The following is a 12,904-nucleotide window of genomic DNA, read 5'->3' as shown; positions in this document are numbered from 1 at the left end:
GATGGCGCAGGGCCAATTTCAATATCCGGGGCTGGCAAGGTCGTTGGCGGCATACTACGCCAGCGGCCTTGTTTTTTGTGGCCCCCTCATCCGCGGAGACCAAGGCCAAAGAAACGGTCTTGGCTGTCTCTCGCCCTGGTGACTTGCCTTTCAAAACATTTCTTTGCTGAATGCGCCTCCCACCAGCAGAGGAGGCTTCATGACCACCGAGCTTGCGCCGTCCGATGTCATCGGACTGACAAAAACTGCTCCGTTCTCCCGCCGCGGTTTCATGACCGCCTCTGCCGCGGTGGCAGCCGGCTACACCCTGGCTGCGGGCCCCGTCCGCGCCGAGGTCATCACCACGGACACCAACGGCCTCAAGGCCGGCGACGCCAAGATCAAGGTTGCCGACGGGGAGATGCCCGCTTATTTCGCGCGACCGGCCAACGCCACCAATCCACCGGTGATTCTGGTCGCCATGGAGATTTTCGGCCTGCACGAGTACATCAAGGACGTGACGCGCAGGCTCGCCAAGCTCGGTGCCTTCGCCATTGCGCCGGACTATTACTTCCGCAAGGGCGTCGACCTCACCAAGATCACCGACATCCAGCAATTGTTGCCAATCGTGAACGCGAAGCCGGACGCCGAGCTGCTCTCCGATCTCGACAGCACCGTTGCCTGGGCGAAATCGCAGGGCGGCGACAGCGCCCGTCTTGGCATTATCGGCTTCTGCCGCGGCGGCCGCACGGTCTGGGAATATGCCGCCCATAACGATGCGCTGAAGGCCGGCGTGGCGTTCTACGGTCCGCCGGTCGATGCGCCGAATCCGGCCTGGCCGAAGAGCCCGATGCAGCTTGCGCCGGAGATGAAGGCGCCGGTGCTTGGCCTCTATGGCGAAGCCGATACCGGCATTTCGGTTGCGCAGGTGGAGGCGATGAAGGCGGCCCTGGCCGAGCACCACAAGACGGCGGAGTTCAAGATCTATCCGGGTGCTCCGCACGGCTTCCATGCCGACTATCGCGCAAGCTATCGCAAGGAAGCGGCAGAGGACGCCTGGAATCAGATGCAGGCCTGGTTCAAGAAGTACAACGTCCTCGGCTGAGGCGAGATACGCCGCGCGGCTGATAGGCCGCGCGGCAGTGTCCTAGTGCAGGCGGGGCCCGTTGCGGCGCCCTTTCGCCGACTGCTCGAGCTCCCACATCATCCAGACCAGCGCGGTGCCGAGACTGACGACGATGCCGAGAAACAGCAATGTGAGTTCCGGGGATGTCAGCGAGATCATCATGCCCGTTTCCCTGCAAGCTGCATACCGCGCCTGGGCGATAGTCAGCACAACAAGAAAATTCCCAACGTCAGCCTAACCTGCGGCGCTCCAATTGCGATGACCGGTATCAGCCGGTCTCGCCACAGGTCCGACTACTCACATACGGAGACGCGCCGATAGCGCCATCCATAGCGGGTATGCACGCGCTGACGCACCACGTAGCAGCCGGCATCATCCTCATAGTCATAGTAATAAGGATAGTAGCCGCCATAATAATAGGGATAGCCGAGGCCAAATCCTACTGCGAAGCCGGGACCGAAGCCATGGTGGAAGCCATGGCCGTAAAAACCGCCGCCATGGAAGCCGCCACCGTGAAAACCACCGCCATGGAAGCCGCCGCCACCGTGAAAGCCTCCGCCGCCACCGCCGCCCCGCGCCAAGGCGACGCCAGGCGCCGTTGCGAGCGCTGCTGCTGCCAGCAGCGCAACCAGTATCTTGCGCATCAACACACCCTTTCCAACTCCAAGCCCTGCGATGATCTCGTCATCGCAATCCGACATTCCTTAGGCCTGATTTGGAACCGGTGTCGGGCAATTTCGCTCACATCTGCGCGACATTGCAGCAATATTCAGCAACCACGACAGATGCTCTTGATCTTGCGATCGAGTGTCTGATTTTCCGCATTGATGGCAGCATCGGTCGACTGTCCCGAAGCGTCTTGCCCGGTTGCGTTCGAGCCACCGCCCTGTCCCGAGCCGGTGGTGACGCCGGGGCGCGAATTGCCCGATGTCCCGGAGGGCGATCCTCCAGATGATTGTGCGGTACCGGAGCTGTTAGTCCCGGGTGCAGGTGGCGATGCCAATTTGGACGAATTTCCGGCGCCGCTCGGGTCGTTGCCCGAATTGTTGAGGCCGGCCGCATTGCCAGGTCCCGATGGGACGCCGTTCACGCCCATCGATCCCGCACCTGCGGTGCCGGCGCTCGGGCTGCCGACGGCACTCGGACTGCCGGCCGAGGGTCCGCTTGCGGCGCCTCCTGCGCTGGCGCCGCTTGCGCCGCCGCCTGCCCCACCGCCCGAACCGCCGCCGCCCTGAGCGAAGGCAGCCGTTGATCCCGTGAGAACCACGATCGCAACAAACGTCCCTAATGAAAATCTGGTCATTGGACGATCTCCCTTGGTCTGATCGTTCAACAGTCGGGTGACCGCCCCGTTCCGGGAACGGATCGGTATCGAGGACGATTGAAGGAGCTGGCTCTGCCGCTTTTGAACGCGCTCGCGCTCGCGCGGCAGCATCTCTTCGGACGTCAAAGACGCCTTGCGCAAAGGCGCAGCGCGCGATGGCCGCGACGGTGAGAAACGAGGCTAGAGGAGGAAGACATCATGACTGCCGATCCCGATCCGTTCGAGCAGGGCCAGCGGGCCGCGCGCGAGAACATTCCGGCCGAGGCCAATCCCTACCAGGACGGCAGCGAGCAACATGCCTTGTGGGCGGCAGGGCACGAGCGTGTGGCCACCGCGGTCGAAGCCAACGAGGGTGAAGGGAGCTGACGGCGGCTTCAGCCGATCTTCTTCAGACCCTTGCCGTAGCGCTGGCCGTTGGCGACATAGAACCGCGCCGCGCTGCCCATCTTCTGAACCTGCTCCGGCTCCAGGGTTCGGATTACGCGCGCCGGCGCGCCGATGATCAGCGAATGCTCCGGAAACTCCTTGCCTTCGGTAATGACGGCACCGGCACCGACCACACTGCCCCGCCCGATCCGCGCTCCATTCATCACAATGGATCCCATTCCGATCAGCGCATCGTCCTCGATCGTACAGCCGTGCAGGATGACGTTGTGGCCGACCGTGCAGTTCTTTCCGATCCGCAACGGAAAGCCCATATCTGTGTGGCAGGTGGAATTGTCCTGGATGTTGGAGCCCTCGCCGATCTCGATCCACTCATTGTCGCCGCGCAACACGGCGCCGAACCAGACCGTCGCCGCATTCAACAGCCGCACGCGGCCGATCACGGTCGCGCTCTCGGCGATGTAGTAATTTCCATTTGCCGGCAGCTCGGGCGCCTGCCCGTCGAGCTCGTAGATGGCCATCAGCGTCTCCTTCTCGTGAAACGACCTTGGCACAGCGCTGACGGCGTTTTCAAGCAAAGCGGCGCGGCCGCAAGCCGCGCACAACAGGCGCGCAGAGCTGGAACTGGATCAGATCAGTCCGGCTGCGCGCAGCGTCATCACGAAGAAGGTGCCGGACATCATGCTCCAGAAGCCGGCGATCACAGTCGCCATCATCACGAACTCGAAGCGCCGCCGTTCGATGCGGGCTCCACGCAAGGTGTTGCGCATGATGATGAAGGGAGCCGCGAACACCAGGAACGGCACCGCTGCAAAGCGCTGCGGCGTCACCCCCTTCTGCAGCAGTTCGAAGCCGGCGGGACGCTCCGCCCAGGCTTGATAACCGCTCGCCAAGGCGCCGGCGAGCGCAAAACCGATCAGGAGCGTGAACAGGGAATTCAGTGCCTCGGCCGACATCGCAAACGCATCCACACAAACGTCCAGACTACCGGCCCAAGGTTTTGCAGAAATCGGAGGGCGACGCCACGTTATCCTTAAGAAAGGGTTAATACCGGCAAGCCGGACCTGCGAGATCAGCTGCAACATTGCCGGGTGAAATCCTCCGGAATGCCACGCCTCCGTGGCATAGTCGGCGCTGATTCGGTGCGAGCTCCTTCTGAGGACGATGTTTTCTGCAAATCAACCCAGCGCCCGCCCCATGAGCACCTCTTTGGGCCGCTATGCCCATGCTCTGCCCTTCGCGGCCGGCGGCCTGCTTGCGACTGCTGCAGTCGCCGTAGTCGCGTATCTGCTGTGGCCGACCTGGGGCGCGGCTCCATCGAAAGGACCCGATCAGCTACCCGTCAGCGTGGGTGGCACGTTGTTCAACGTCCCGACCGCCGCCGTCCGCATGAAGATCCAGCGCCATAGCGGACCACAGGAGCGGATCGATCTCGGCTACGAGTTTCCCTCGCTCACCGCACCAGAAGCGCCGCGACATGTCAGCGTCGAGCAGCTCAACGAGGGGCCGCAACCGATCGACCGCATCTTCGTGTCGATCGCGGCGCATCATGATGCGCTCTCGCCGGACGCGCGACTGCGGACCATCTATCCGCGCTATCTGGATGCGGGAGCCACCTCGGTGCGGGACGGCCTGACGATGCGCGGCTTTCGCGCCGGCACGCCCTATGACGGCGAGGATCTCTTCCTGGCCGAACAGCCGCCGCTTGCCGCCCGCTGCACCCGCGATGCAGCCACGCCCGGCATGTGTTTGAGCGAACGGCGCATCGACGGCGCCGATCTCATCTTCCGCTTCCCCCGAAGCTGGCTGTCGCACTGGCAGAACGTCGCCGATGCGATGGACCGGCTGACGTCGCAGCTCCACCATTCCAGAGGATAGTTCGAACGGGCGGGCGGCTCGGCTTCGGACCATGCGCACGCCCGGCCGGACGATTTATTCGACCAGATCGTCCTCGAGAATCGCCATCTGAAACTGGAACGAACGATCATCATCCTCGTCATCGACGAACAGCACGCCGATGAATTCCTCACCGATATAGACCTCGGCGGAATCCTCTTTCTTGGGCCGCGGCACCACCCGGATCTTGGGATTGCCGAACACGCGTTTAAGGTACGCGTCTAACTTCCTGACTTCCTGAACGTCCACGGCTATCTCCAATCGGCATCAAGGTTGCGGGATTTACAACGAAACGGCGCGAACCGCCACGGCCCCGGTTCCAGTCCGTGCTTCGGAAAGAGGTACGGACCGGACAGGACGCTGTGGATCCCAGATTCACACCGCCGAAACAAACACAGCCACGGTCAAATCCACAGCCGATCAACGTGGTCGCATGAAATCACCGCGTTGAAAAGCTCTTGACTTGAGCGCGCATTTCCTCGGGATCAAAGCCCCATCGCATTGATCATCTGATCCATCGTGCGCGATGGTTCAGCGCAGCCGGCTTCACCGACGATCTTGGCCGGCACGCCGGCCACCGTGACATTGTTCGGAACCGGCTTCACCACAACCGAGCCCGCCGCGATCCGCGCGCAATGGCCGACCTCGATATTGCCGAGAACCTTTGCGCCCGCGCCGATCAGCACGCCGTGTCTGATCTTCGGATGACGATCCTCATTTTCCTTGCCGGTGCCGCCGAGCGTCACGCCGTGCAGGATCGAGACATTGTCTTCAATCAAAGCGGTCTCGCCGCAGACGAAGCCGGTGGCATGATCAAGGAAGATGCCGCGACCGATCCTGGCCGCGGGGTTGATGTCGGTCTGAAACACCGCCGAGGAACGGCTCTGCAGATAGAACGCGAAATCCTTGCGGTTCTTGCGGAGCAGCCAGTGAGCCAGGCGATGCGTCTGCAGGGCGTGGAAGCCCTTGAAATAGAGCAGCGGATCGATAAAGCGCGACGTTGCGGGATCGCGGTCATAGACGGCGACGAGGTCAGCGCGGAAGGCATGGCCGAGATCGGGCTCGTCGCGCAGTGCATCATCATAGGTCTGCCTGATCAGATCGCCCGACAGCGCAGAATGGTCCAGCCGCTCGGCCAGGCGGTGCACGACCGAATCCTCCAGCCGATCATGGTGCAGCACGGTCGAATAGATGAAGGTCGCAAGTTCAGGCTCGCGGCGAACGATGTCTTCCGCCTCTTGCCGGATCCGATCCCAGATCGGATCGAGCGCCGCGACCTTGCCGGCGTGCGGTTGGGTCTGATGCATTGCCATGTGGCTGCTCTCGCAGGTTCGATGGGGGTCGCTTTATAGCACGGAGACCGATCGGTGTCCTACGGCGCGCGGCGTTGCGTGCCGGGGGACGTCAGGGGTCACGTCGCGCGTCAGATATCGGCTATAGCGGCCCCGCAACATCAAATTGACATACTTCCCCTCGCCGGCAGCGGGATGCCGCCGTGCGAAAAGGCGTTCGTGAAAGGTGGTCGCTGGGAACCGGAATTCAAGCACCCGTTGCTCCCATCGCCTTCCCGCACTGCAAAGCCAGGAAACCTTGCAAAAAAGCCTGCAAGGGCGCCTGTCCCTGCGCCCGGGCTCCGCCCGGCTTTACCATCCATTGCTCTGCGACTATTGATGAAATATGGCCGGGCCACGGGGTGGCCCAGACGGGGGACGCAGGCATCACCAACACACAGATCCTGGACGCGCGCACGGCCGAGACCGGTTCGGCCTGGCTTCCCGTCCTCATCATCCCGCTTTTTCTGGTCGCACCGGCGCTGTGGAACGGCTATCCGCTCCTGCAGTGGGACACTGGCGGCTATCTGGCGCGCTGGTACGAGGGCTATCTCGTGCCCAGCCGCTCGACCGTGTTCGGCCTGTATTTGCATTTTGGCGAAGGCTCGGGCTTCTGGATCAATCTCGCCTTCCAGGCGCTGGCCACGCTATGGATCCTGCAGCTCACTCTGCGCGTGCTGGGGCTTAACCAGCCATTGCGGCTGCTCTGGATCGGGCTGCTCTTGATCCTCGCCACCGCCCTGCCCTGGCTCGCCAGCATGCTGCTGACGGATTTCTTCGCCGGGCCCGCCGTGCTCGCCCTGTTTATCCTGGCTACCCAGGCAGACCGGACGTCCGGATTGGAGAAGGTCGCGCTGTTCGTCTTTACGGCGTTTGCATCGGCCACGCACAGTGCCACGCTGGGCGTGCTGTTCGGGCTCTGCTGCGTCGGCTGGATCGCCAGGCACTTCGTCCGCGATCGAATTTCCTTGTCGGGCTTGATGCAAGCAAGCGGCACGATCATCGCAGGCGCGGCGATGCTGCTCGCCGCGAACTTCGCACTCTCCGGACAGTTCGCCTGGACGCCGGGCGGCGTCGGCGTGGCTTTCGGCCGGATGCTGCAGGACGGGATCGTCACGCAATATCTGCGGGATCACTGCCCGCAGCAGAAGCTGAAGCTCTGTCCCTATCGCAACGAGCTGCCGCCCACCGCCGACGACTTCCTGTGGGGCAAGAGCATGTTCAACACGCTCGGCCGCTTCGAAGGCATGAACGACGAGATGGGCTTCATCGTCGAGCACTCGCTTGCCGAATATCCGCTCTGGCAGGCGAAGGCGGCTGCAGCCGCAACGGTCGAGCAGCTGATGCATGTCGCCACCGGCGAAGGCACCAATGGCTGGCTGCCGCACACTTACGGCATCATCGAGCGGTACGTTCCCTCGCAGTCGAAACCGATGCGCGCTGCGCATCAGCAGCATTGGGACATCGATTTCGCCTTGGTGAACTGGCTGCATGTACCGGTTGCGCTTGGCTCGATGCTGGCGGTCGCCGCAATCGTCGGCCACGCGATCTGGCGCCGACGGCGGGATGACGTCGCGTTGCTCGCGGCAACCGTGACGCTGGCGTTATTCGGCAACGCTCTGATCTGCGGCGTGATCTCCGGACCGCACGACCGCTACGGCGCGCGACTGGTCTGGATCGCGACCTTCACCGCATTGATCGCCGCCGTGCGCTATTTCAGCACGGAAAAATCGGACAAGCCGCTACGCGCGGCGTGACAGGAACTCGATCACGCCGGTCTTGTAGACCTTGTCGCCGACCGCGCGCATGTGGTCGCGGTTGGGAATATCGAGCACCTCGGCGCCGGGAATGAGCGCCCCCAGCGCCGAGGCGGAACCTGCCACCTCGTCCGTGGTCCCGACTGCAACCAGCACCGGCGCGCCGATGCGTCCCGCATCCTCGCGCGACATCAGCCCGCGTGAGCCGCGCATGCAGGCGGCGAGCGCCAGCCGGTCCGACCGGGTCTGGTCGGCAAAGGCGCGGAACGTCCGACCGACGGGATCGGTGACGTCATCGAGCGACGGCGCCTCGAGCGCGGCTGCGACATTCTCGCCGGGGCCGCCGCCCTCGATCATCGCCATGCCGATGCCGCCGAAGATGGCCGAGCGCACCCGCGCCGGACTTGCCAGCGCAATGTGAGCGGCAATGCGCCCGCCCATCGAATACCCCATGATGTCGGCGCTTTCGATGCCGAGATGGTCCATCAGCCCGGTGACGTCGCCCGCCATGGCCGCAATGGAATACTGGGCGGGATCGTAGAGCTTGGCGGAATCGCCATGGCCGCGATTGTCGAGCGCGATCACGCGCCTGTTGTCCTTGCGCAGCTCGCTGACCCAGGTCGGATAGACCCAGTTGACATTCTTGGTCGACGCAAAGCCGTGCACCAGGACGATCGGCTCGCCTTCGCCCTCGTCCAGAAAAGCAATTTCGACTGCGCCGTTGTGAAAGCTCGGCATCGGCGATGAGTCCCAAAGTTGGCGTGGAGGATAAAAAAACTTAGCTGCAGCTCGCTGCGGGAGAAAGCACAGGGACGGCAGGACCCGCCTGCACCTGACGAAGGCGGCGGCGCTTGCGCCGATCGAGCCAGGCCTGTGTGGCTCGTTCGGTCGTCGCCTTGATCGAGGCGAGACATCCGAACAGCGTCATCACAGCACCGAGCAGCCACAGCGTCAGATTGAACGTGCCGGCCATCAGCAGCAGCGCGCCGCGGCCGAGCAGCTTCAGGATCGCCCGGGTCTGGCCGCCCTTGGCTTCGGCCAGACGCGCCGCGCGCGCCACATCCTTTGGGCCTTCGGCAAGCTTCAGCGAATCGAGCGCGCCGCGCGTGCCGGCCTTCTCGGTGACGCGGCCGACGTCCTTGGCAAGCCGGACCAGCCCGCCGGCTTTCTCGGCCCGGAATGCCGCCTTGATCGCGGTCGCCGTCTCGCCCGGACGCAGCACCGAGCCGGAGGCGACCGCCTGCTCCAGCGCCGGCGCATCGACCACCTCGCGCGCCGAACGGCCGGCCCATTCGGCAAGGCCCTCGCCAAGCCGGCCGACCTTGCGGGCATCCTTCACCAGCGTCAGCCCTGCGCGGACCGGCGTGGTGGTGCCAGCCGAAACATAGGTCGCCGCGGTCACGGCCAGCCCGGCCGTGGCGAGGCCCAGCACTAGCCGGTCGGTTGCCTCGCCCATGACCAGGTGCTTGCCCTCGCGCACGGCGTCTCTGACATCGCCGAACACGAAGAGGTCGCCGGCCACCGTGCCGGAGAGGCTCGCGACATCGTCGGCCTGGCCCATGACGAGGCCACTGGCAAAGCGCTTGGCAAAATGCGCGGTCGAATTTTCCTCGGCCACCGCGTCTGCCACCCGCTTTGCCTGCTCATCACTCACGGCGACGTGTTGATCCTGCGCGAGCGCCACGAAACTGTTGGCGAGATCGGCGTCATCAGCAGCCAGCGCCGCGTCGATGTTCTGCGCGACCAGGGACCCGTTGTTCCGCAATAACGAACTGAGCTGAATATGGGACAGAGCCGCAGGATCGTCCTGGGCCACCAGAATCGCGCCAGCATTCCGGGCATGCGGCCACAGCGCGGCACCGAAGGCCACGCTGAACGCCAGTCCGGCTAGGGCCAGATTGAGTCGTCCGATCTTCACGCCGATTCACGCCTTTTCGCGATCATGTCGCACATGACATAATGTACCGGTACCAAGACACAACGGCCCCGACGAAAGAAGGGCTTCTCGGCTGAACTCCAATCGTATCGAATCCTGCGCGATAGCGGTACAGCTGATCCCGGTTCCCCGCACTAGGAATTGCCCCTGTCCACCAGTATGGTGCGCGCCGTTTCGACCGCGGCTGCGTGACTTCGGCTCGCCGCATCGACTCTGTGTTCGCTCCCGTTGCTACTCAAGGTGAATTCGATGGCCGACAACATCGTCCCGCACTTCCACAATGATGCCGGCGTTCCCGTCATCGAGATCGGCTCGCATGAGTTCATGTGCGTGGGCGCCAATCCACCGTTCGATCATCCGCATGTTTTCCTCGACCTTGGCAACGACAAGGAAATCATCTGCCCGTACTGCTCGACGCTGTATCGCTTCGCAGCTGACCTCGCGGCAGGTGAAGCCCGGCCGCCGGAATGCGTGCTGAAGGACGTCGCGTGAAGCGTTCATCGTGGCATTGCGCACCGTCTTCATCGCAGGCGCCGGGATTGGGGGACTGACGGCCGCACTGGCGCTCGCGACCAAAGGTTTTCGGGTCGTGGTGCTGGAGAAGGCCGAGCGTCTGGAGGAAGTCGGCGCCGGCCTGCAGCTCTCGCCCAATGCCAGCCGCATCCTGATCGATCTCGGCCTGAAGCCGCGGCTGACGGCGCGGGCCGTTGTGCCCGAGGCCATCAGCATCATGAGCGCGCGTGCCGGCGGCGAGATCATGCGGTTGCCGCTGGGCGAGGCGGCAACCCGCGCGGCAGGCGCCCCCTATTGGGTGATTCACCGCGCCGATCTGCAGGCTGCGCTCGCGGCCGAGGTCATGGCGCATCCCGACATCGAGCTGCGGCTCGGCTGCCAGTTCGAGGATGCTGCAAGTCACGCCAGAGGACTGACCGTGGTCCAGCGCAGCGGCGACCATCGCAAGCAGGATCTCGCGCTGGCGCTGATCGGCGCCGACGGGGTCTGGTCGTCGGTCCGGCATCACCTTTTTCCGCAAGTGCGGGCGCAGTTCTCCGGCCTGATCGCCTGGCGCGGCACGCTCGAGTCCAGGCAGCTGCCGCGCGAATTGGCGGCGGCACGGGTGCAGCTCTGGATGGGGCCGGACGCCCATCTCGTTGTCTATCCGATTTCTGCCGGCCGGCAGATCAACGTCGTGGCGGTGGTGCCGGGAACCTGGAATCGGCCGGGCTGGAGCACAGAGGGCAGCGCCGCCGAGCTGATGGAAGCCTTTGCCCCGCCACGCTGGCCCGGCCCGGCGCGGATGATGCTCAATGCGGTCGACAGCTGGCGCAAATGGGCGCTGTTCGGCGTGCCTGAGGGCGGCGACTGGGCCGAAGGGCCTATGGCCCTGCTCGGCGATGCCGCGCATGCGATGCTGCCCTTTGCCGCGCAGGGCGCGGGCATGGCGATCGAGGACGCCGCTGTCCTGGCGAAAACCTTGAGCGAGGCGCGGCCGGACGGACCGGCCGATGTCGCGGCAGCTTTGAAGGCCTATGCCAAGCTGCGGCGTCCCCGTGTTGCGCAGGTTCAACGTACCGCGCGCGGACAGGGCCGCATCTATCACATGACCGGGCCGCTTGCGCTGGCCCGCGACCTCACGATCAAGGCGCTTGGTCCGGAGCGGCTGTTCAAGCGACAGAGCTGGATCTACGACTGGCGCATGTGATCGCCGACCGGGCTCGCCGATCAGTAGGTCGAGCCATCCTTGGGCAGCGTGGTCGGCGGGCCGTCTTGAGCCGCGGCACCGGCCGGGTTGGGCAGCTTTGCCGGTTTGGCCGCCTTGGACCCTGCCTTAGTACCTGCCTTGACCCCCTTGGCATGAGCTGCCGGCGTTGGCGGCGGAGGTGGCGTCTCCTGACACTTGTTGCGGCGCCAGGCCTCTTCGGCCAACTGCGACTGGCCGCGAACCGAGACATAGTCGTTGCGATAGGCGAGCTCGGCCACGACGGCGCCGCCGGTGCCGGTCTCCGCCTTGGCCATGAGGCCCTGCAGCTCGGCGGAGCGGTTCGCCAGATTCTTGCGCTCGGTCTCGAGCTGCTTGCAGTCATAGAGCTCGTATTTGGCGGGATCGGCGAAAGCGGTCGACATATTGTCGCTCATGCCTGCGCAAGCCGCGAGCATGGGTGCAAGCCCCAGCAGCCCGGCAAATGAGGCGAGCCGGCATGCGGCGCGGCGGTATTCGGCAACGGTCATTCCACCTCGATAGTCCATGAAGCTTAAGAGATCGTCTCAAATTCAATTCATCGGCGCCCGTCCGAAAACACGGCGGTCGACCAATGCGATAGCCCATGATTCCAAGCGGCCTTATGAAGGCTCCAGCCGTTCTCAAGCAAGTGCAGATGCCCGGATTGAGGCTTTACCGGGGCGGCCCGGCTGGCTTAAGCATTCGGGTGAGCAACGGGACGGTATCAGACCTCATTCCCTTTCGTCGAATGAGGCGCTAAATCCCTGATCTCAAAGGCGGACGTGGCGGAATTGGTAGACGCAAGGGACTTAAAATCCCTCGATGGCAACGTCGTGTGGGTTCGAGTCCCACCGCCCGCACCAACCAAAATCTTACTTGCTGACCAGCCCAAGAATGATCTTGGCGAGCGGCTTCTCGTCGCCACCGAAGCTCTCAATCATGGCGTCCATCACGGCCTCTGGATCAAGGCGCTCGATGTCGAGAGGATGACCGGCGACCTCGGCGAGCAGCATCAGGAAGCTAAGCTGCGTACGGCCGTTTCCTTCGCGGAAGGGATGGATCGCGTTCAACTCGGCCAGAAAGTGCGCGGCTTTCGCTGCGAAGTCTTTCGAGGCGGTACCCCTGAGATGCTTTTGCGCTGCCAGCGAGCCGAAGAGCTTTGACATCTCGCGATCGATGCCCTCGGGATAGCAGAACATGCTGCCGCCCTTGGATATCCGCACATTGCGGATCTTGCCTGCCCAGGCATAGACGTCCTGGAACAAGTGCTTGTGAATGGCCTTGTAATGCGCATAGCCGAGTCTGCCGGAGGGCAGCGGCTCTTCGGCCCGCTGCGCCGTGATTTCGGCCTCAAAGGCGTCCAGCTCAGATTGTTTCCTGAGGTCCAGCTTGTTCTTGAGAACCGTTGTGCCCGGATAGCAATACGGGTCTTCAACGGCGTCGTACATCGA

General features: G+C 63.8%; 17 protein-coding genes and 1 tRNA gene. 8 read left to right on the top strand and 10 right to left on the bottom strand.

What is annotated here, in order from left to right; translation table 11 throughout:
* Positions 1-271: 271 nt before the first annotated feature.
* A complete protein-coding gene (locus ACQR1W_RS33060; protein ID WP_434854849.1) occupies positions 272-1,084 on the top strand; it encodes a dienelactone hydrolase family protein in 813 nt (270 codons plus the stop codon).
* A gap of 42 nt (positions 1,085-1,126) precedes the next feature.
* On the opposite strand, the gene ACQR1W_RS33055 is transcribed toward ACQR1W_RS33060, so the two are convergent.
* Both ACQR1W_RS33055 and ACQR1W_RS33050 read right to left on the bottom strand, forming a co-directional pair.
* Positions 1,127-1,267 (bottom strand): hypothetical protein, encoded by a 141-nt coding sequence (locus ACQR1W_RS33055; protein ID WP_434854681.1) that lies wholly within the window; start codon positions 1,265-1,267, stop codon positions 1,127-1,129.
* A 131-nt stretch (positions 1,268-1,398) separates the two neighbouring features.
* A complete protein-coding gene (locus ACQR1W_RS33050) occupies positions 1,399-1,749 on the bottom strand; it encodes a hypothetical protein (protein WP_434854680.1) in 351 nt (116 codons plus the stop codon).
* A gap of 183 nt (positions 1,750-1,932) precedes the next feature.
* Here ACQR1W_RS33050 and ACQR1W_RS33045 point away from each other — a divergent pair, with 183 nt between their 5' ends.
* A complete protein-coding gene (locus ACQR1W_RS33045) occupies positions 1,933-2,340 on the top strand; it encodes a hypothetical protein (RefSeq protein ID WP_434854679.1) in 408 nt (135 codons plus the stop codon).
* 287 nt (positions 2,341-2,627) lie between these two features.
* Positions 2,628-2,795, top strand: a complete 168-nt coding sequence (locus ACQR1W_RS33040) for a hypothetical protein (protein WP_434854678.1) — start codon at positions 2,628-2,630, stop codon at positions 2,793-2,795.
* An 8-nt stretch (positions 2,796-2,803) separates the two neighbouring features.
* Here ACQR1W_RS33040 and ACQR1W_RS33035 read toward each other — a convergent pair whose 3' ends face one another.
* On the bottom strand, positions 2,804-3,334 hold the full coding sequence (locus tag ACQR1W_RS33035; protein WP_434854677.1) for a gamma carbonic anhydrase family protein: 531 nt from the start codon (positions 3,332-3,334) through the stop codon (positions 2,804-2,806).
* Between the two features lie 108 nt (positions 3,335-3,442).
* Complete coding sequence (locus ACQR1W_RS33030) at positions 3,443-3,769, bottom strand: DUF6949 family protein (protein ID WP_008966942.1); 327 nt, start codon at positions 3,767-3,769, stop codon at positions 3,443-3,445.
* A gap of 241 nt (positions 3,770-4,010) precedes the next feature.
* Between ACQR1W_RS33030 and ACQR1W_RS33025 the strand changes: the two genes are divergently transcribed.
* Positions 4,011-4,691 (top strand): hypothetical protein, encoded by a 681-nt coding sequence (locus ACQR1W_RS33025; RefSeq protein WP_434854676.1) that lies wholly within the window; start codon positions 4,011-4,013, stop codon positions 4,689-4,691.
* A gap of 54 nt (positions 4,692-4,745) precedes the next feature.
* Here the strand turns inward: ACQR1W_RS33025 and ACQR1W_RS33020 are convergent, their stop codons facing one another.
* Together ACQR1W_RS33020 and cysE are read right to left on the bottom strand one after the other, a co-directional pair.
* A complete protein-coding gene (locus ACQR1W_RS33020) occupies positions 4,746-4,958 on the bottom strand; it encodes a DUF3126 family protein (protein ID WP_006611186.1) in 213 nt (70 codons plus the stop codon).
* A gap of 236 nt (positions 4,959-5,194) precedes the next feature.
* Positions 5,195-6,022 carry a serine O-acetyltransferase gene (gene cysE / locus ACQR1W_RS33015; protein WP_434854675.1) on the bottom strand — a complete coding sequence of 276 codons (828 nt, stop codon included), beginning with the start codon at positions 6,020-6,022 and terminating at the stop codon, positions 5,195-5,197.
* A gap of 380 nt (positions 6,023-6,402) precedes the next feature.
* On the opposite strand from cysE, the gene ACQR1W_RS33010 reads away from it, so the two are divergent.
* Entirely contained in the window at positions 6,403-7,797 is a 1,395-nt protein-coding gene (locus tag ACQR1W_RS33010; RefSeq protein WP_008966938.1) for a hypothetical protein, read from the top strand.
* Here the strand turns inward: ACQR1W_RS33010 and ACQR1W_RS33005 are convergent.
* The gene (locus tag ACQR1W_RS33005; protein WP_008966937.1) at positions 7,783-8,535 is read right to left on the bottom strand and encodes an alpha/beta fold hydrolase; all 753 of its coding nucleotides are present in this window, start codon (positions 8,533-8,535) and stop codon (positions 7,783-7,785) included. The genes ACQR1W_RS33010 and ACQR1W_RS33005 overlap by 15 nt on opposite strands.
* A 40-nt stretch (positions 8,536-8,575) precedes the next feature.
* Complete coding sequence (locus tag ACQR1W_RS33000) at positions 8,576-9,715, bottom strand: hypothetical protein (RefSeq protein ID WP_434854674.1); 1,140 nt, start codon at positions 9,713-9,715, stop codon at positions 8,576-8,578.
* Between the two features lie 267 nt (positions 9,716-9,982).
* Between ACQR1W_RS33000 and ACQR1W_RS32995 the strand changes: the two genes are divergently transcribed.
* Together ACQR1W_RS32995 and ACQR1W_RS32990 are read left to right on the top strand one after the other, a co-directional pair.
* Complete coding sequence (locus tag ACQR1W_RS32995) at positions 9,983-10,225, top strand: zinc-finger domain-containing protein (protein WP_434854673.1); 243 nt, start codon at positions 9,983-9,985, stop codon at positions 10,223-10,225.
* 10 nt (positions 10,226-10,235) lie between these two features.
* Entirely contained in the window at positions 10,236-11,435 is a 1,200-nt protein-coding gene (locus ACQR1W_RS32990) for an FAD-dependent monooxygenase (protein ID WP_434854672.1), read from the top strand.
* A 20-nt stretch (positions 11,436-11,455) separates the two neighbouring features.
* Here the strand turns inward: ACQR1W_RS32990 and ACQR1W_RS32985 are convergent, their stop codons facing one another.
* Entirely contained in the window at positions 11,456-11,962 is a 507-nt protein-coding gene (locus tag ACQR1W_RS32985; RefSeq protein WP_434854671.1) for a hypothetical protein, read from the bottom strand.
* 267 nt (positions 11,963-12,229) lie between these two features.
* Here ACQR1W_RS32985 and ACQR1W_RS32980 point away from each other — a divergent pair.
* Positions 12,230-12,316: transfer RNA gene (locus ACQR1W_RS32980), tRNA-Leu, on the top strand.
* 9 nt (positions 12,317-12,325) lie between these two features.
* On the opposite strand, the gene ACQR1W_RS32975 is transcribed toward ACQR1W_RS32980, so the two are convergent.
* Positions 12,326-12,901 carry a Fic/DOC family protein gene (locus tag ACQR1W_RS32975; RefSeq protein WP_434854670.1) on the bottom strand — a complete coding sequence of 192 codons (576 nt, stop codon included), beginning with the start codon at positions 12,899-12,901 and terminating at the stop codon, positions 12,326-12,328.
* Positions 12,902-12,904: the final 3 nt, after the last annotated feature.

It is taken from the genome of Bradyrhizobium sp. HKCCYLS1011 (genome assembly GCF_051167795.1).
Lineage (GTDB): Bacteria > Pseudomonadota > Alphaproteobacteria > Rhizobiales > Xanthobacteraceae > Bradyrhizobium.
This window is presented reverse-complemented; position numbering and strand designations above follow the sequence as displayed.